Annotated in this window: 17 protein-coding genes; 8 read left to right on the plus strand and 9 right to left on the minus strand. The window is 63.6% G+C overall.

The window, feature by feature from the left end; genetic code table 11:
- Positions 1 to 188: 188 nt before the first annotated feature.
- Complete coding sequence (locus tag ACFVSI_RS20180) at positions 189 to 2,408, minus strand: NADP-dependent isocitrate dehydrogenase (protein WP_387827674.1); 2,220 nt, start codon at positions 2,406 to 2,408, stop codon at positions 189 to 191.
- 318 nt (positions 2,409 to 2,726) lie between these two features.
- On the opposite strand from ACFVSI_RS20180, the gene ACFVSI_RS20185 reads away from it, so the two are divergent.
- Positions 2,727 to 3,722, plus strand: coding sequence for a trypsin-like serine peptidase (locus ACFVSI_RS20185; RefSeq protein ID WP_387827676.1), 996 nt, complete (start codon positions 2,727 to 2,729; stop codon positions 3,720 to 3,722).
- Between the two features lie 76 nt (positions 3,723 to 3,798).
- Here ACFVSI_RS20185 and purH read toward each other — a convergent pair whose 3' ends face one another.
- A complete protein-coding gene (gene purH, locus ACFVSI_RS20190; RefSeq protein WP_387827678.1) occupies positions 3,799 to 5,469 on the minus strand; it encodes a bifunctional phosphoribosylaminoimidazolecarboxamide formyltransferase/IMP cyclohydrolase in 1,671 nt (556 codons plus the stop codon).
- Between the two features lie 362 nt (positions 5,470 to 5,831).
- Positions 5,832 to 6,512: an endonuclease domain-containing protein gene (locus tag ACFVSI_RS20195; RefSeq protein WP_387827681.1), complete on the minus strand. Its 681-nt coding sequence runs from the start codon at positions 6,510 to 6,512 to the stop codon at positions 5,832 to 5,834.
- 485 nt (positions 6,513 to 6,997) lie between these two features.
- Between ACFVSI_RS20195 and ACFVSI_RS20200 the strand changes: the two genes are divergently transcribed.
- Genes ACFVSI_RS20200 through ACFVSI_RS20210 form a run of 3 tightly spaced genes read left to right on the plus strand, consistent with a single transcriptional unit; the run spans position 6,998 to position 10,263 of the window.
- Positions 6,998 to 7,945, plus strand: coding sequence for an N-acetylglucosamine kinase (locus tag ACFVSI_RS20200; protein WP_387827684.1), 948 nt, complete (start codon positions 6,998 to 7,000; stop codon positions 7,943 to 7,945).
- A complete protein-coding gene (murQ, locus tag ACFVSI_RS20205) occupies positions 7,920 to 8,870 on the plus strand; it encodes an N-acetylmuramic acid 6-phosphate etherase (protein WP_387827687.1) in 951 nt (316 codons plus the stop codon). Before ACFVSI_RS20200 ends, murQ begins: the two co-directional genes overlap by 26 nt.
- Before the next feature lie 40 nt (positions 8,871 to 8,910).
- Positions 8,911 to 10,263, plus strand: coding sequence for an MFS transporter (locus tag ACFVSI_RS20210; protein ID WP_387827690.1), 1,353 nt, complete (start codon positions 8,911 to 8,913; stop codon positions 10,261 to 10,263).
- A 57-nt stretch (positions 10,264 to 10,320) separates the two neighbouring features.
- On the opposite strand, the gene ACFVSI_RS20215 is transcribed toward ACFVSI_RS20210, so the two are convergent.
- Together ACFVSI_RS20215 and purN are read right to left on the minus strand one after the other, a co-directional pair.
- Positions 10,321 to 11,256, minus strand: a complete 936-nt coding sequence (locus ACFVSI_RS20215; RefSeq protein WP_387827693.1) for a hypothetical protein — start codon at positions 11,254 to 11,256, stop codon at positions 10,321 to 10,323.
- Positions 11,257 to 11,376: 120 nt separating this feature from the next.
- Positions 11,377 to 11,955: a phosphoribosylglycinamide formyltransferase gene (purN, locus tag ACFVSI_RS20220; protein ID WP_387827695.1), complete on the minus strand. Its 579-nt coding sequence runs from the start codon at positions 11,953 to 11,955 to the stop codon at positions 11,377 to 11,379.
- Between the two features lie 11 nt (positions 11,956 to 11,966).
- On the opposite strand from purN, the gene ACFVSI_RS20225 reads away from it, so the two are divergent.
- Positions 11,967 to 12,416, plus strand: coding sequence for a hypothetical protein (locus ACFVSI_RS20225; RefSeq protein WP_387827698.1), 450 nt, complete (start codon positions 11,967 to 11,969; stop codon positions 12,414 to 12,416).
- Positions 12,417 to 12,440: 24 nt separating this feature from the next.
- Here the strand turns inward: ACFVSI_RS20225 and ACFVSI_RS20230 are convergent, their stop codons facing one another.
- Positions 12,441 to 13,772, minus strand: coding sequence for a DUF6350 family protein (locus ACFVSI_RS20230; protein WP_387827700.1), 1,332 nt, complete (start codon positions 13,770 to 13,772; stop codon positions 12,441 to 12,443).
- Between the two features lie 482 nt (positions 13,773 to 14,254).
- On the opposite strand from ACFVSI_RS20230, the gene ACFVSI_RS20235 reads away from it, so the two are divergent.
- Both ACFVSI_RS20235 and ACFVSI_RS20240 read left to right on the plus strand, forming a co-directional pair.
- Positions 14,255 to 15,724: a flotillin family protein gene (locus ACFVSI_RS20235; RefSeq protein WP_387827703.1), complete on the plus strand. Its 1,470-nt coding sequence runs from the start codon at positions 14,255 to 14,257 to the stop codon at positions 15,722 to 15,724.
- On the plus strand, positions 15,717 to 15,953 hold the full coding sequence (locus ACFVSI_RS20240; protein ID WP_387827706.1) for a hypothetical protein: 237 nt from the start codon (positions 15,717 to 15,719) through the stop codon (positions 15,951 to 15,953). The genes ACFVSI_RS20235 and ACFVSI_RS20240 overlap by 8 nt, the downstream gene beginning before the upstream one ends.
- An 11-nt stretch (positions 15,954 to 15,964) precedes the next feature.
- On the opposite strand, the gene ACFVSI_RS20245 is transcribed toward ACFVSI_RS20240, so the two are convergent.
- The 3 genes from ACFVSI_RS20245 to ACFVSI_RS20255 all read right to left on the minus strand — a co-directional run bounded on the left by ACFVSI_RS20245 (position 15,965) and on the right by ACFVSI_RS20255 (position 17,384).
- On the minus strand, positions 15,965 to 16,342 hold the full coding sequence (locus tag ACFVSI_RS20245; RefSeq protein ID WP_387827709.1) for a hypothetical protein: 378 nt from the start codon (positions 16,340 to 16,342) through the stop codon (positions 15,965 to 15,967).
- The gene (locus tag ACFVSI_RS20250; protein WP_387827712.1) at positions 16,339 to 16,734 is read right to left on the minus strand and encodes a J domain-containing protein; all 396 of its coding nucleotides are present in this window, start codon (positions 16,732 to 16,734) and stop codon (positions 16,339 to 16,341) included. The genes ACFVSI_RS20245 and ACFVSI_RS20250 overlap by 4 nt, the downstream gene beginning before the upstream one ends.
- Positions 16,735 to 16,961: 227 nt before the next feature.
- A complete protein-coding gene (locus ACFVSI_RS20255) occupies positions 16,962 to 17,384 on the minus strand; it encodes an Hsp20/alpha crystallin family protein (RefSeq protein ID WP_387827715.1) in 423 nt (140 codons plus the stop codon).
- A 142-nt stretch (positions 17,385 to 17,526) separates the two neighbouring features.
- On the opposite strand from ACFVSI_RS20255, the gene ACFVSI_RS20260 reads away from it, so the two are divergent.
- Complete coding sequence (locus tag ACFVSI_RS20260; RefSeq protein WP_387827718.1) at positions 17,527 to 17,943, plus strand: MerR family transcriptional regulator; 417 nt, start codon at positions 17,527 to 17,529, stop codon at positions 17,941 to 17,943.
- Positions 17,944 to 17,952: the final 9 nt, after the last annotated feature.

A 17,952-nucleotide genomic window follows, 5' to 3' on the forward strand; every position in this document is an offset into this window, starting at 1 on the left:
GGCGATACGCACACGCACGAACTGACCACGGCAACTTCTTCTTCACCATGACACCCTCCAACTACAGGGCGTTGCACTGGCCACCTGAAACCGCCGGGCGTTTAAGGGCGTTATCTGTACAGAAACTCCAAGGGCGGGACGCAAAAAGACCCCGCGGGCTTGATGCCCGCGGGGTCTTTTTGCAAGGACTACTTCAGGGTGGAGAGCACCTTGTTGAACGTAGCCGACGGGCGCATGATCTCAGCGGCCTTGGCGGCATCCGGACGGTAGTAACCACCCAGTTCGACGCCGGAGCCCTGGACTGCGGCAAGCTCGCCGACGATTGCCTCTTCGTTGGAGGTCAGGGCGTCCGCGATCGGTGCGAAGGCTGCTGCCAGCTCCGCGTCGGAGGACTGCTTGGCCAGCTCCTGGGCCCAGTACGTGGCCAGGTAGAAGTGGCTTCCACGGTTGTCCAGCTCGCCGACGCTGCGGCGCGGGGACTTGTTTTCCAGCAGGAACGTGCCGGTGGCGCGATCCAGCGTGTCGGCAAGAACCTGTGCGCGGGCGTTGCCCGTGGTGGTGGCCAGGTGTTCGAAGCTCACTGCCAGAGCCAGGAACTCGCCCAGGCTGTCCCAGCGGAGGTGGTTTTCCTTGACCAGCTGCTGGACGTGCTTGGGAGCAGATCCACCGGCACCGGTCTCGAACAGGCCACCGCCGTTGATCAGCGGAACGATGGAGAGCATCTTGGCGCTGGTGCCGAGCTCGAGGATCGGGAACAGGTCCGTGAGGTAGTCGCGGAGCACGTTGCCCGTGACGGAGATGGTGTCCTGGCCCTTGCGGATGCGCTCCAGGGTGAAGGCCGTGGCCTCGACCGGGGAGAGGATCTTGATCTCGAGGCCCTCGGTGTCGTGGTCCTTGAGGTATTCGTTGACCTTTGCGATGAGGTTGGCGTCGTGTGCACGGCCCTCGTCCAGCCAGAACACGGCCGGGGTCTGGGAAGCGCGAGCACGGGTCACGGCCAGCTTCACCCAGTCGCGGACCGGGATGTCCTTGGTCTGGCAGGCGCGCCAGATGTCACCGGGGAAGACCTGGTGTTCGGTGAGGACGTTGCCCTTGCTGTCCACGAGCTGGACGGTGCCTGCTGCCTGGATTTCGAAGGTCTTGTCGTGGCTGCCGTATTCTTCGGCCGCCTGTGCCATGAGGCCCACGTTGGGGACGGTGCCCATGGTGGTGGGATCGAACGCACCGTTGGCACGGCAGTCGTCCAGTACAACCTGGTACACGCCGGCGTAGGAGCTGTCCGGGATGACTGCCAGGGTGTCGGCTTCCTTGCCGTCCGGGCCCCACATGTGGCCGGAGGAACGGATCATTGCCGGCATGGAAGCGTCAACAATGATGTCCGAGGGAACGTGGAGGCTGGTGATGCCCTTGTCGGAATCGACCATGGCCAGTGCCGGGCCGTCTTCGAGGCCCTTGGAGATGGCTGCCTTGACGCCTTCGCGGACGTCCTCAGGGAGGTCTTCCAGTCCGCTGAGGATGGCTGCGAGGCCGTTGTTCGGGCTGATGCCGGCGGCTGCGAGCTGCTTGCCGTAGGTGTCGAACAGCTCGGAGAAGTAGGCCTTGACGACGTGGCCGAAGATGATGGGGTCCGAAACCTTCATCATGGTGGCCTTCAGGTGCGCGGAGAAGAGGATGCCTTCTTCCTTGGCGCGGGCAACCTGGGCCTTGAGGAACTCGTCCAACGCGTCAGCGCGCAGGACGGTGGCGTCAACAACCTCGCCGGCGAGGACAGGGAAGTCCTTCTTGAGGACCTTGGTGGTGCCGTCTTCACGGACCAGCTGGATGCTCAGGGCGTCGTCGGCTTCGACGACAACGGACTTCTCGTTGGAGCGGAAGTCGTTCTGGCCCATGGTGGCAACGTTGGTCTTGGAGTCAGCGGTCCAGGCACCCATGGAGTGCGGGTTCTGACGGGCGTAGTTCTTGACCGACAGGGGTGCACGGCGGTCGGAGTTGCCTTCGCGGAGAACAGGGTTTACAGCGGAACCCTTGATCTTGTCGTAGCGCGAGCGGATGTCCGTCTCGGTGTCCGAGGAGGGGTTGTCCGGGTAGTCCGGGAGGGCGAAGCCCTGGGCCTGGAGTTCAGCGATGGCGGCTTTGAGCTGCGGAACGGAGGCGCTGATGTTGGGCAGCTTGATGATGTTGGCTTCGGGCTGCTTTGCCAGTTCGCCAAGCTCGGCAAGGGCGTTGCCCGTGCGCTGCTCTTCAGTCAGGAAGTCGCCGAAGACGGCAATGATGCGGCCCGCCAATGAGATATCACGGGTCTCAACCTCTACTCCTGCGGTGGAGGCGTAGGCTTCCACGATCGGCAGGAATGAGTAGGTTGCCAGCATCGGCGCTTCGTCTGTGTGGGTATAGATAATCTTGGCCATTGGCGGGGTTCTCCCTGAAAGTCTGCATATTTCAACACTCCTAACTTACCCGAGTAGACCGTTTTGGCGGTTCTTCGTGTCCGGGATCACGTGTTCGTTACCCGGTTCCGGTGATTAACGCCCGACGGCGACCCGCCCACCGCCGCCGCCTGCCGGCGTCGTCCACGTATTCCGTCAGCATGACAAGCAAGTGACAGTAAATTATCACAAACTCTGAAACATCTCTTTACAAACTTGTCACACGACCGGTAGCTTCGATTCCGTCAGTCGGCGGTCGCCATCACTGGCCGCCTCACTCCCTCGATAGGTAGGAACAACGTGACAAAAACCAAGACCCTGGCCACAAGCCTGCTGAGTCTGTCCGCTGCCGCAATCCTGGCGCTGGTTGGAACCACCAGCGCCAACGCAGCACCGGTTGCAGACTCCGGCGGCGCGTCGGTCAGCAGCCATGCAGTGTCCGACGCCGGCGCTGCAGATTACTGGACGCCGGAGCGGATGAAGAATGCCAAGTCCGGCGACATCCTCGGCGCCAAGGCCCTCGAACGCGGCCGGTTGCTCAACCCCGGCAAAGCCCCGGTCACTGAAGCCCCGGGCGCCATCAGCAGCATCGCCGGCCAGCCCGCGGCCACTGACTCCACCAGCATCGACCGCAAGGTCAACCAAAGCGAAACCCCGGTCAAGCACATCGGCAAGATCTTCTTCACCTTGGGCGGCTCCAACTACGTCTGCTCCGGCAACTCCGTGACGGCGGCCAACAAGAGCACAGTGTCCACCGCCGGCCACTGCGTCAATGAAGGCCCGGGCGCTTACGCAACCAACTTCGTCTTCGTGCCCGCCTACCTCAACGGCGCAGCACCGTACGGGAAGTGGACGGCAAAGGCGCTGTACTCCCCCAGCCAGTGGGCCTCCAACGGCAACATGCAGTACGACACCGCCTTCGCCGTCATGAACACCCTCAACGGCCAGAAGCTCGCCGACGTCGTGGGCTCCTCCGGTGTCCAGTTCAATGCCGCCCGCGGCCTGAGCTACAAGTCCTTCGGCTACCCGGCAGCCTCACCCTTCAACGGCGAATCGCTGAAGAGCTGCTCCGGCACCGCCACCAACGATCCCTACAACCCGCAGTTCGCCACTCAAGGCATCCCCTGCAACATGACCGGTGGCTCCTCGGGCGGTCCGTGGTTCATCGGCAACAGCTCCACGGGCTACCAGAACTCGGTCAACTCCTACGGCTATGGCAGCAACTCCACCACCATGTACGGCCCTTACTGGGGCACCGTGATCCAGTCCACCTACAACACCGCCTCGGCTTCGTAACTTTTTTGGCAAGTCCCTGTTAAATACGACGGCGGCCGTCCCCTTGTGGGGCGGCCGCCGTTGCGTTGGGCTGCTGTTAGTGGAAGAAGTGGCGTGCGCCCGTGAAGTACATCGTGATCCCGGCAGCGTTTGCTGCGGCAATGACTTCCTCATCGCGGACCGAGCCACCGGGCTGGACCACGGCGCGGACACCGGCGTCGATCAGGATCTGCAGTCCGTCAGCGAACGGGAAGAACGCATCCGAGGCTGCGACCGCACCGCGTGCACGCTCAGGTGCGTTGGCACCACTGGCGTTGGAGGCACCGCCGGCACCGTCGACGTCGGACTCCACCTGGACGCCCAGCGTGTTGGCGCGCTCGACGGCCAGCTTGCAGGAGTCGAGGCGGTTGACCTGGCCCATGCCGATGCCCACTGCCGCGCCGTTGTCGGCGAGGAGGATGGCGTTGGACTTCGCTGCGCGGCAGGCGGTCCAGGCGAAGGCGAGGTCGGCAAGGGTCTTCTCGTCAGCGGCTTCGCCGGCGGCGAGGGTCCAGTTGGCGGGGTTGTCGCCGTCGGCGTCCACCTTGTCGCTCACCTGGACCAGGACGCCACCGGAAACCTGGCGCATCTCGGAGGGGTAGCGACCGTAGCCTTCGGGCAGGGCGAGGAGGCGGATGTTCTTCTTCTTGGAGAGGATTTCCACGGCTTCCGGCTCGAAGTCCGGGGCGATGACAACCTCGGTGAAGATGTCGGCCACCGTGCGGGCCATGCCTGCGGTAACGGTGCGGTTCGCCGCGATGACGCCACCGAACGCGGACACGGGGTCGCACGCGTGGGCCTTGGCGTGGGCGTCGGCGATCGGGTCGGCAGCGTCAGCCGAGCCGACAGCAACGCCGCACGGGTTGGCGTGCTTGATGATCGCGACGGCGGGCTCAGCGAAGTCGAAGGCCGCGCGGAGGGCGGCATCGGCGTCGACGAAGTTGTTGTAGCTCATGGCCTTGCCGTGGAGCTGGTCGGCCTGGGCGATGCCGGCCGGAGCTGCCTTGTCCACGTAGAGCGCGGCCTGCTGGTGCGGGTTTTCGCCGTAGCGGAGGACCTCGGAGCGCTCCAGGGCAAGCCCTGCGTAGGCGGGCCAGTCGATGACGCCGTCGCCGTCCTCGTCCAGGAACTGGCTGGCGGTCCAGCTTGCCACGGCGTTGTCGTAGCTGGCGGTGTGGGCGAAGGCCTTCGCAGCCAGGCGACGACGGGTGTTCAGGTCAAAGCCGCCATGGGCTGCGGCGTCGACAACAGCACCGTAGAAGTTGGGGTCCGTGACAATGGCGACGGAGGCGTGGTTCTTCGCGGCGGAGCGCACCATGGCCGGGCCTCCGATGTCGATCTGCTCGACGACCTCGTCCTGGGCAGCGCCGGACTTGACGGTTTCCACGAAGGGGTAGAGGTTCACCACCACGAGATCGAACGTTTCGATCTCCATGCCGGCCAGCGTTTCCATGTGGGCCGGGACGCGACGGTCGGCGAGGATGCCGCCGTGCACGCGCGGGTGCAGGGTCTTGACGCGGCCATCGAGCATTTCCGGGGAGCCGGTGACTTCTTCGACTTCCTTGACCGGGATGCCTGCGGCGGCGATCTTCTTGGCGGTGGAGCCGGTGGAGACGATGGCAACGCCGGCTGCGTGCAGGCCCTTCGCGAGCTCCTCCAGTCCCGTCTTGTCGTAAACCGAGATCAGTGCACGGCGGATGGGAACACGGTCAAGCTGCGTCAAGCTCACAAAAGTCTCCGTCTTAGTTCGCGTAGATGTCGCGGGTGGTGTCGCGTAGGGGTGGGATACGGAGAGTTTATCGTGTTTCGCTGCGCGGCTGGATTTGCGTCGCTGCCCCTGCGTTGCGAGGCCCGCTCTGCGTTCCACCACTTCGGTATGGCACGCAGACCAGGCCCCGCAAATCCACCCCCACCCTTGCGAGGCCCACTTTGCGCTCCACCACTTCGGTAAGGCACGCAAAGCAGGCCCGCAAATCCAACCCCACCCTTGCGAGGCCCACTCTGCGCTCCACCACTTCGGTAAGGCACGCAGACCAGGCCCCACAAATCCACCCCCACTCATGCGAGGCCCACTCTGCGCAAGCCACCGACTTACGAAGGCAGGCGCCGCCACCCACGCGACAGCAAAGCGTCCTGGATCTTCTTTTCGGCATGGCCCCAGCCGCCCTTCATCTGGACGTCTGAGAATCGGAGCACGGTCCAGCCCAACGCCCGCAGCCGGTCGTCGCGTTCAATGTCCTTGCCCCATTGGATTGGGTCTGATCGGTGGTGATCGCCTTCGTATTCGAGGGCGATCTTGTACTCCTTGTATTGCAGGTCAGGAGTCGAAATGTAATTTCCGTGATCATCGAAGACTGGCCGCGTTACGGCAGGTTCCGGGAAACCGGCGTCGAGAATCATTAGACGCAAACGTGACTCCCGGGGCGAGTCGACACCGGCTCGTAGCAAAGGAAGGATAGCCCGCGCCATCTGAATGCCTTTAACCTTTGGGCGGCGGTCAATGACTTCTTGAATGGCTTCAATTGAGGTGAGCGGTTCCTTACGCTTAAGCAGCGCGTCCCCGGCCGCTACGAGCGATGACCTCCCAAGATGCCGTGCCAGGTCGACCCAAGTCCATTCGGGCGAGGTGAGTTGGACTCCATTCACCACCCGAACATCCCTAGCCAGGAGCGGCGCCCGATGTCCGACCACGCCGCGACGCTTCACTCGACCGATCTCGTGCCGGCGAGTGACGTGGATCGGCCCGGTTGCCCCCTCGTCTTCCAGGTACATCGGAAGCGGGATTGACCATAGGAGAGCTGCCGTGATGTGGCTGACTGCGCATCTCGGAGTGACAGCCGTATGCAGCCGAGCCAGCATGGCAAGATCGCGTTCCCCCGCTTTTGCCAGTCGAATGCCACGACTGGGGGTCACAAGCTCATTGGCTTGGAGCCGCCAACGAGGCACACCAGCGGCGTAGGCCTCAGCGACGAGGAAGCCCCGAGGGTCAACGTTTATCGGCAAAGGTTTAGGTTTCCGCATTGAACAATGCTCGCGGGAAACGATGGTCCGCATTCAGTTATCCACAGAAATCGCACCAATGAGGTGCTGGGACTTCTCCTCCACAGACGTTGCGAGGCCCGGTCTGCGTTTCATTGCGGACGAATAGGACGTAGAGCGGGCCTCGCAACGAGAGGGCTGCCCTTTGTGAGGCCCGCTTTGCGCTGCTAGCCCACGCCTAAGCACGCAGACCAGGCCCCGCAACATAGGGTTGAGCCATGGAATCCCCCAATGAGGTCATTCTTGTCGCCGATGTAGGAAAAAGCCGCTGCCGCGTGGAACTGCGCCGCGGTGACGAGCTACTGGGCGCCGCCAACCAACACGGCTTCGCCGGGGTACACGTGGACAACGGGCCCACCCAAGCGTTCGATCTCCTCCTTGAGACGGTCAGCCTGTTCCCGCCCGGGCTCCCGGTCAGCACCCTGACGGGAATCGGTGCTGCCGTTGCTGGCGTGGAAGCATCAGCTGAAAAGTCCCGCGAGCTTGCCACGATGCTCTCTCAGAGGTTCGGTGTCCCAGCGGCTGTCCTCTCCGATGCCACGGCCGCGCAGCTCGGTGCTCTCCAAGGCGCGCCCGGAACTACGTTGATAGTGGGAACAGGCGCCGTCGCGTTCCGTTTTGACCAGGCCGGCATCCTGCACCGTGCCGACGGTTGGGGACCCTACCTTGGCGATCAAGGCAGCGGGCGGTGGATCGGCCAACGTGGTTTGCAGGCAGTTCTTGAAGCGCACGACGGCGGCCCCTCCACGTCGTTGTCGGCTGCGGCCGGGGCTCTGGTGGAGTCACCGGAGCAGCTGCCGGGATGGCTGGCGGAACAGGAAAACCCGTACAGGGCGATGGCCCGGTTCGCCCCGTTGGTTCTGCACGCAGCGGAGGCGGGTGACGCCGTCGCGCATGAGATCATCGGGCAGGCATGCCGCATCCTGACCCGCACGGTCCAGCTCGCATCCGGCGGCGAAGACGCCTCGCCGCGCGTTGCGCTGCTGGGAGGCGTGGTCAGTTCAGAGTTCTTCGCCGAGCTCTTGCGGAAGTCCCTGGCTTCGGCTGGGATTGAGGTGGTGGCCCCGCTCGGCGATGGCTTGGACGGCGCTGCCCTCGCTGCGACGCGCCGCGGGCTCATCCAGGAAAGGTACATCCACCGTGACGGAACAAACTGGCCGGACTGACGCGGACAAACTCGCGGACCTCCGTACGGAGCTTGCCGGGCTGCAGACCGAAGCCGCGGCCGAGAACCTCAAGGACCTGGACATCCTGGGCACCGAGGAACTTGTTTCCGCCATGCTTGCCCACAGTGCAGGAGTTCACGCGGCCGTTGAAGCGGCCAGCGACGCCATCGTGACAACCGTCGACGCCGTTGCGGAGCGACTTCAGCGCGGGGGCCGCCTTTTGTACGTGGGAGCCGGGACGGCCGGGCGTCTGGGTGTGCTCGACGCGAGCGAGTGCCCGCCGACCTTCGGCACGCCGCCGGGACTCGTCGTCGGACTCATCGCGGGCGGCACCCAAGCCATCCAGAAGCCCGTTGAGTATGCCGAGGACAACGCAACCGCCGGTGCGCGGGACCTGCACGATATCAACGTGACGGAAGCGGACGCCGTCGTGGGTATCACCGCCTCCGGGAGGACGCCATACGTGATCGGCGCGCTGGAGGAAGCACGGAAGAAGGGCGCGTTTACGGCGTCGCTGGCGTGCAATAAGGGCTCGGCCGTGAGCCATCTGGCGGATGTGGCGATCGAGGTGGTGGTGGGCCCGGAGTTCATTGCAGGCTCAACCAGGCTGAATTCGGGGACTGCGCAGAAACTTGTCCTCAACATGATCAGCACGCTGGTGATGGTGAAACTGGGCAAAACCTACGGCAACCTCATGGTGGATCTGCGGGCAACCAACGAGAAACTGTTGGCCCGCTCCCAGCGCACCGTGCAGCATGCAACTGGTGTCTCCGCCGAGGAAGCCGCTGCGGCGCTGGACTCGGTGGGCGGATCGGTGAAGGCGGCTATTTTGGTGGTGCTCACGGGTATCGACGCCGCTCAGGCCAAGGGGTCGCTCGAAGAAGCCGGCGGTTTCCTGCGTAGGGCCATCGAGAACCAGAAGTAACGTTGCCCCGCAGCGCATAAAGTTGCATGCAGGAGGCCCAATGAATACATACACTGCCGTACCCAGCGGCGAGCAAGTAGTGCAGGAACTGCCGTGGCGGTGGAAGGTCCAGGGAAGGATTTTCCTGATCGGCGGGCTCGGGTTCATGTTCGATGCCTGGGATGTCACGCTGAACGGCATCCTCATCCCGCTGCTGTCCAAACACTGGTCGCTGCAGCCGGCTGACGCAGCGTGGATCGGGACGGCAAACCTCATCGGCATGGCTGTGGGCGCGTTCGCGTGGGGCACCATCGCGGACACCATCGGGCGTAAGAAGGCCTTCACCGCCACCCTCCTGATTTTCAGCATTTTCACGGTCCTGGGTGCGTTCTCGCCGGACATCGTGTGGTTCTGCATCTTCCGCTTCATGGCCGGTTTCGGGCTGGGCGGGTGCATTCCCGTGGATTACGCCCTGGTGGGTGAGTTCACGCCCCGTAAGCAACGCGGCAAAGTGCTGACGGCCATGGATGGGTGGTGGCCCGTGGGTGCTGCTTTGTGCGGCTTTGTTTCGGCTGGGCTCGTGGCTTTGTACGGGGATTGGCGGCTCACCATGCTGGTCATGGTGGTTCCGGCGCTCCTGGTGTTCTGGGTCCGGCGTTCAGTGCCTGAGTCTCCGTTGTTCCTGATCCGGGCGGGTCGCCGGGCCGAGGCTGCCGCCGTGATTGACGGCCTGGTTGAAGCGACCGGGGCCTCTCCGCGCGCCTACAGTCTCCCCGATCCGCAGGCTGCTCCGCGCCTGTCCCCCGGCAGTGCTTGGGCCCAGCTCCGCAACATCTGGACGTTCAACTGGAAGATCACCACAGCCGCCTGGGCACTCTTCTTCTCCGTGCTCCTGGTCTACTACCTGTCCCTTACCTGGATGCCGCGCATTCTCATTGGTGCAGGGTTCGAGGAGTACAAGGCGTTCGTCACGACGGCGGGAATGGCCGCCGTCGGCCTTTTGGGCGTGGTAGTCGCAGCGGTCCTGGTGGAGCGCGTGGGACGCAAGTGGATTCTGGCCATCACCGGTCCGTTGTCCGCGGCGACGCTGGTGATCGTGGCCCTGGTGGTTGATGTGCCTTCCGCGGCCGTGTTCTGGCTTCTGACGTTCGGCTTCGTGGTGCAGGTGGCCATCCCCGTCCTGTACGCCTACGTTTCCGAGCTCTATCCGACCGAGCTCCGTGGTTCGGGCTTCGGGTGGGCGTCGACGTTCTCCCGCATTGGCGCGGGATTTGGGCCGCTGGTGTTTGCCTCGTTCTTCTGGCCGGAGTTCGGGCTGGCGACGTCCTTTGCCCTGGCAGGTGGGCTCGTGCTGTTGTCCGTGCTGTGGATGGCCTTCTTCGCCCCGGAAACGAAGCAGCGCGAACTCTCGTAGCCCAACTAGGGGACAGCAAACGTTCCACTGACTGCTCAGAGGAACGTTTGCTGTCCCCTACTTGGGTGACCAGCCGCGCTGCTCAAGCGCCCGGCTGACCTTGCGTACGGCAGTGACTGCGTCCGTGGACATGTGGCGCTTTGCGATGCGGACAAGGATCCACCCAGCCCGGGTGAAGTCTTCCTCCTTTTGGATGTCCCGCACGATTTGCCCGGGCTCGGAGTGACCCTCACCTTCGTAGTCGACTGCGACGCGCCACTCCAGGTACCCCAGGTCAGGTTGACGCACGACGCCGGAACCAAGTTCGGTGCGCACGTTGACTTCCGGCGTGGGCAGCCCAGCCCGCTCGAGTGCCAGCCTCAGTCGCGTTTCCGGGGCCGAGTCGGCACCAACGCGGGCCTGCTCCAGAGCCAAGCGCGCCTTTCGGATTCCGGGTGTTCCCCAATGGCGGTCCAGCATCTCCTCAAGCTCGGCAAGCGTGCAATATGGCTCTGTACGGTTCTCAAACTCAGGCCTGGGGATTCGGAGCAAGTGATCCGCCACGACGGTGATCTCATCGATGTCCATCTTCCGCGCGCAATCCAACCAGGTTCGCGCGCGGCTGGTGATGTACAGGCCGTTGAGCATGGTGATCTCGTCCTCGAAGAACTGTCCCTTGTGTGCGATGACGCCCCTCCTTCGCGGTCTTCCCATTGTGTCGGGCCGCGAGATGTGGATGCCCGGTAGGTTGCTCCCGGGCAAGAACCCGGGGAACTCCCAGAGCAGGAAAGCGGTTGCATGCGACGCGGCGGAAAACGGTGTCACCAGTGTCAGAGGCCGGGCACGTTCAGCAAGATCCGGTTCCGTGACTGTTCGAGGCATGCGGATCTGCCGGCTCGGTGAGTCAAGGTCCCGGTAACGGAGCCGCCCAACCGATACACCGGCGTCGAGCGCTTCCTGTCTGGTGAACGGTTTGGAGGCCAGGGTGGTCGGCAGTGGCCGTGGGATCTTCATGGACCCATGCTGGCAAAATCAGCGGGCGCCCGTTCGGTTATCCACAGGCCAGCAGCACGAATGTAAAACCAGGGGACAGATCCGGGCCCAATGAAGCGTCAGTGGAACGTTTGCTGTCCCCTAGTTGGGTACGCGGGGGGCGGCGGCGAGGTCGGCCAGGGTCTGGACCAGCAGGCGGCGCTCCACTACCTTGATGCGCTCGTGCAGGCTTTCCTCGGTGTCCTCGGGAAGCACAGTGACGGCTTCCTGGGCAATGATGGGCCCCGTGTCCACGCCGGCGTCGGCCCAGTGAACCGTGCAGCCGGTGACCTTCACGCCGTAGGCCATGGCGTCGCGGACTCCGTGTGCTCCGGGGAACGAGGGCAGCAGGGCCGGGTGTGTGTTGACGTACTTGCCGCCGAAGGCATCGATGAAGTCGGCACTCACGATCCTCATGAAGCCGGAAGAAACCACGACATCCGGGTTGTAGGAGAGCACCTTGTCGCGCAGGGCAGCATCCCACTCGGCGCGGGTTTCGAAGGAGTTGAAGTTGACCACGAACGTCTCGATGCCGGCCTCGTCAGAGCGCTCCACGCCGTAGGTGTCGGGACGATCGGCGCCAACAGCGGCAATCTCGACATCCAGCTCACCCGACTTCACGGCGTCGATGACTGCCTGAAGATTGGAACCGGTACCGGAGACGAGGACAACAATGCGCATTGCACTAGCTTATGGGCGGCTCGCGTAGGCTGGAAAACATGAATCCCGACGTCGGTTCCGCGCCGAGCCAGCAACCTCGCTCCGAGGCTGAAAAGTCCGCCCTCGGTGTGACCCAGATCCTGTTCCGCGCCTTCCTTTTTTCGGCGGTGGGAGCGTTCTTCGTGTTCTCCCTGAACGTGAACTACGTGTGGTTGAGCGGGATCCTGACGGTCGCGGCGTTGGTGCTGGGCATCGTGGTGCTGGTGCGGACCATCAAGTACAAGCACCCCCGCCTGATTCTGTTCGGCACGATCTCGGGGTTGGTGGTGACCGCCATCATGTGCCTGCTGGTTCTGACGTCAGCCCTCTTCTTCCGGCAGGTCAGCACCTACCAGGATTGCGCCCGCTCAGCACTCACGGAGTCGGCCAAGACGCAGTGCCTGATGCAGCTCGAGAAGTCCATGCCGGGGTCGCTCAGGTAGCCCGACGCTACTTCAGCTGACCGCTCAGGCGTGCTCGTCGTCGTACGCGTTTTCTTCCAGGTTCGCCTCGCGCAGCTTCTGGCTGCGTTCCAGCCACGGCCCCACTGCGTAGCCAATTACGACGCCGATCCCCACTTCCGCGGCCAGCCAGACTGCCGTCCACAACGGGTGGGGTCCAATTTCCGTGAGCCGCCCAATGCCGGCGGAACCACGCGCGATCCAGGCCAGAGCCCCACCGAGCAGGCCCGCGACGGCGCCGACGAAGGCTCCGAGGAAGAGAGTCGAAACAGTGGCCGTGAACCAGCGGGCCTTGATCTTGATGGAGAGCCACTCGTCAAAATGGTTTTCGCCTTCGCGCAGGAACCACCAACCGGCCAGGACTCCTGCCACAACGGGCAAAGCCAGTGCCATGGCTCCGAAATCGAGCTGGCCAGCGGGCAGGCTGCCAAGGATGGGGACGGCGGGAAGCGGTCCGACTGCCGTGCCCAGAGGACCAGCTGTGGAGCCGATGCCGAGCGAGAAACCCGCCCCCGAGGACCACGCCAAAGCGAAGATCACCAGGTTCGGCAGGAAGCCGAGTTGGGCAATGGTGAGCACGGCGCCACCCAAAGCCCCGGCCTTCAGGCCTTCATACACCGCGATGATGTCGGTCCAGTGCCACACGATGGTGACGGCCAGCAGCACAGCCGACAGGCACACGGCGGCCATGGCTGCCACGAAGCCGGCCTTCAGCGCAGAGCCGACATACGAACCGGCCCACCGTGAATGCTGGCTGGTTTTAGCGAGCCAGGCAACGGCGTCGACGCCGATCAGCCGGCTCCACGAGCCCGCCTCGCGTCGGGCGCCAACGATCATGCCCAAACCAAATGAAATGAGCGGGATAGCCATGGCCAACCACAGGTTGATGACGACCTCAGTAGTGCGGCACACGAATCCGGTGGCGGCGCCAAAGGCCGCGTAAACAAGGAAAGCTCCGAAGAAGGCCTGCCACAGCTGGTCGGTGTAGGAGGCGCGGGCCAAGCGCCGGCCTGCCCGCCACGCCAACAGGAACGGGATGAGGGTAAGGCCCAGGGGAATCAAGGAAAGGAGCCCTGATCCCGGATGGGCGGCGGTGCCGATGTTCACGTGGGCGAGTTCCAACGGAACGCCATGGATCAGCAACCATGCCTGGCCGCCGAGCCGTGCCAAGGATTCGATATTCCGGTCCTGGAAACCGTCGGTCGCCCACACCCCAACCAGCGGAAGCACCACCACGATGGCGGAAATGAACGCCGCCTGGGCCGCTTCCAAACCACCCTGCAGCCAAAGGGGCATAGGGAGGCCACGGTTTCCGGTCTGATCAGCGCGCAGTTTCATCGTGATCCATCGTGCCACGACGAGCTCTCGTACCTCGTCAGGCGCCCCTGAAATACCGCGAATTCCAGCGCTTTTTCCTGTGGGCCGCCGTAAGATGGGAGGTGTTCTCCCGGGGCAGCGAGCGCCCCCAACTGGTGTTGAAGGCCCGGAAATAATCGAAGCCGGGAACTAGGAGCGGCCAATGGACAGGTGTCACAACTTCTAACAGAAAGTCGTACTAGCAGCTGGTGCAGCCGCCTTAGGATTTTTCCCAGGCTGCACCAGCCTTCTTTTGCGCCTAGGGGTCAGCCCTCAACTCTTTGGGCCGTCTTTCGGTCGAGACCCCACCCCTCACGAGCACGCCAAAATGCCCGCACAAATGACGCACAAATGTGCTGGACTTCCTGTCTCTGGCAGAACGAAACTGTGTACACGAGCAACCATTTGGCCTATGGGGGGTCAAGCAAAGTGCGGTGCTCACACCGTTTGAAGGGACAAGGTCAATGGACGACCTCTCGGCATTCTTTCCTCTGATCGCAGTGATTCTTGGCGTAATTCTGGTGATCGGTTTCATTTGGCTTGCCACCAAAGCCATGTGGAAGGTGGCCGAACCGAACGAGGCGCTCATCATTTCGGGGCTCACCCGGGGAACACTGGAAAATACTGACGGCATGGACTTCAAGATCGTCACTGGCAAGGGCGCCCTGGTGATCCCGGGGCTTCAGACGGTTCGTCCCCTGGCCCTAACGCTGAACGAGACCGAACTGAAAGTCTCCTGCGTGACCTCACAGGGCATCCAGGTGGTGGTTGATGGCGTGGTGATCTACAAGATCGGAGACGCTCCCCCCTTCATCGCCAACGCGGCCCGGAGGTTCCTTGGTCAGCAGCCGAAGATGGAAAGCCAGGTCTACAACGTGTTTGAAGGGCACTTGCGTTCGATCATCGGCAGCATGACCGTAGAGGAGATCATCCGCGAGCGGGACAAGCTTGCCTCGCTCGTCCGCAGTGCCAGTGGAGTGGAAATGGAGAAGCTCGGCCTGGTGGTCGATTCCCTCCAGATCAAGGACCTGCAGGACCCCACAGGTTACATCCAGAACCTTGCCAAGCCTCACATTGCGCAGGTCAAAATGGAGGCCCGCATCGCAGAGGCTACCCGCAACCGGGAAGCCGCGGAGAAGGAAGCGGAAGCCGCGGCGTTGATCGCGGACGCGCAAAGCCTGTCCGCCATCAAGCAATCAGCAGCACAAGCAAATGCCGAGCAAGCCCGGGCCCAGGCCGCGCAGGCAGGGCCGCTGGCCGAGGCCACAGCCCGCCAACAGGTTGTGGTTCAGGAGACAGAGGTTGCCAAGCTCGAAGCTGACCGTGAAGAGCAGAAGCTGCAGACCACCATCCGCAAGCCAGCCGATGCCCGGGCCTACGCACAGCGCACCGACGCCGAGGCCAAGAAAGCGGCAGATATCAGTGCCGCCGAGGCCCTGGCGAAAAGGACCGAGCTCGAAGCGCAGGCCAACGCGCGGCGGGTGGAACTGGAGGCCCAAGCGGCTGCCGGTGCTGCCGCAGCCATGGCGGGAGCGACAAGAGTGACCGGTGAGGCTGAGGCCGCTGCGACGACGGCCCGCGGCAATGCGGCCGCCTCTGCAGTGAAGGCCAAGGCGTTGGCTGAAGCTGAAGGCATCAAGGCCCGCGGCGAAGCGTTGGAGACGAATCAGGATGCAGTCATCTCGCAGCAGATCGCAGAGAACATGCCCGCTATTGTTTCGGCAGCAGCAGAGCCGTTCTCACGAATAGGGCAGCTGACCGTGCTCAACGGCGGCGAGGGACTGAACAGCATGGTGGGCGGAATCTTGTCCCAGGTGGGGAGTTTCCTGCCGTCCCTGGCTTCGGCGTTACGGGGGAAGGAAGCACCTGTCGCATCCCGGCGCCAAACCCCGGTAAAGCAGCCGCCTTCCCCGCCCAAGGAACCCGATGCATAAAGAGGTTGACCGGAGCCTCACCGGCAAGATCGGCAGGGTGACTGGCACCATCGCGCCAGGCACCATCGGCGAGGTAATGCTCCCTTTCCATGGCGGCACCAGCGCATTCTTCGCGTACCCCTTCGACAAGACCAGCACCTTTCCTGTGGGTGACAAGGTGCTGGTGATCTACTACGAGCCGCCTCAGACCGTGTTTGTAGATGAGCTCCCGGAGCTTCTGCGGGAATAGGCCCGCCGCGGTCACAGCTGCGGCCCGTAGATGAACTCCTTCGCATGGTTGACGGCCTTCTTGAACGCGTCGTTGCGGAGTGTCACCTGTTCCTTGTTGGCTTCCCCTCTCGGTTCCACGAACGTGGTTGGGCCGGGGCGCAGCATCCAGATGTCGCCCGCTGGCGGCAGGTAGAACACGCCGAAGGAGCGGTGTTCGGGGTCGTCGGTCCAGATGGGTACGACGGCGATCGCGGCCCCTGTGTCAGGGTTGATCCACTGGGCGCGCGGCAGGGGTTGTTCGTGGACTTCGGGGTCCAGGAACGGCGCGGTCCCTCTCCCCCAGCGTTGTTCGAACCGTTCGTAGAACGCAGGAATGATGTGGTCGTCATAGGGACGCCAAGCACTCATGGATTGCTCCTTGGTGTTCTCAGGTTTCTGGACGAAGGTTCCCAACGGGGTGGCCCGAAGGACAAAGGTGACTGCCCGCCGTCGTTCCGTGACGGCTGCTGCGCACGCTTGTGCACCCGGACGTTCACCGGCGTCCCGCCCGTGCCGAAACCGCTCCGCCGCGCCCGGTCGTATGCCGCCCGCTTTCCTGGGTCCGACAAAACGACGTACGCCTGCATGATGGCGTGCAGTTCCTGGAGGTCGGCCTCGGAGGTGGTGTCGCCGTCGTCGACCTTTGGGCGGGTGTCCGGATGGTGGGTCCGAAGCAGCGTGCGATAGGCGCGGGCGATCTCACGGGCCGTCGCGTCGGGCGCGACGCGGAGGGTGGCGTAGTGGTCGGGTTGCGTGTTCACTGCTGTGTCCGGTTCATGCTGCTGATCAGGAGATGGCCCCCGGCCTGAGCCGGGGGCCATCCGTCGGGAGACGACGGGCGGGGACCGCTTTCATGTGCGCTAAAAAAGCGCTGTGACGTGGCACGAAGCCTGCGCCCAACTATTCCGATGCGGTCGCCTCCGTTGTTCCCGGTCACTGCCCTGCCGGTCGGCCACCCCCGGGTGAGCTTCCGGCAGGACGGGGTGGGTCAGGCGTTGATCTCCTGCTTTTGCCCGCTGGATGTGATCTCGATGCGCCGCGGCTTGGCCTTCTCGGCGACCGGGATGTGGAGTGTGAGCACACCGGCGTCGTAGTTGGCTTGGACGTTTTCGGTATCCAGGGTGTCACCCAGGATGAGCTGCCGGCTGAAGACGCCCTGTGGGCGTTCGGCGGCGATCATCTCGGTGTGCTCGCCCGCGGGCGACTTGCGTTCGGCCTTTACGGTGAGGACGTTGCGTTCGACGTCCAACTCCACTGAATCAGGGCTTACACCTGGCAGATCGAAGGCAACAACGAATTGTCCGTCCTCCTGCCATGCATCCATCGGCATTCCGGCCGGGCGTGCTGTTGTGCCAAAAACCTGTTGGGCGAGCCTGTCGAATTCGCGGAACGGGTCAGTGCGCATCAGCATTTGGTTCTCACTCCTTTGGATCTTGATGCTGATTCTGTTGTTGCTACCAGCCTCCGGATCTGTGGTGGTTGGTATAGATTTTTTATAGCACTGATGAGAGAGTGGTGCAAGTAGGTTTTGAGCGATTTTTTCGGAGGTTTTGATGGCGGGTTCGGATCGCTCGGCGGCCGGGGAGCACGACGGCGGTCTGGTCGCCTCCGCTTCGGGCGCGGGTTCCGATGACGGACGGGGCGTTTACGCGATCTCGGTTGCAGCGGAACTGGTGGGCACCGGGCAGCAGAACATCCGGCAGTACGAGCGCAAGGGCCTGCTCACTCCTGAAAGGACCGACGGCGGCACTCGCCGCTACAGCGAAAACGACCTCGCGACCCTGCGTCGGATCGGGGTGTTGCTCGATGAAGGGCTGAACCTGGCCGGAGTGAAACGTGTGCTGGAGCTGGAGGAGGCGAACCGGGGGCTGACCGAGGACAACCGGGGGCTGAGTGAGCACAACGAGGAGCTCCGGGCGGACAACCGGGGGCTGCGGAAGGATTTGAAGGCGGCGCGGGGTGGGGGCTAAAAAACTCCC

The organism is Paenarthrobacter sp. NPDC057981 (genome assembly GCF_042886835.1).
GTDB lineage: Bacteria > Actinomycetota > Actinomycetes > Actinomycetales > Micrococcaceae > Arthrobacter.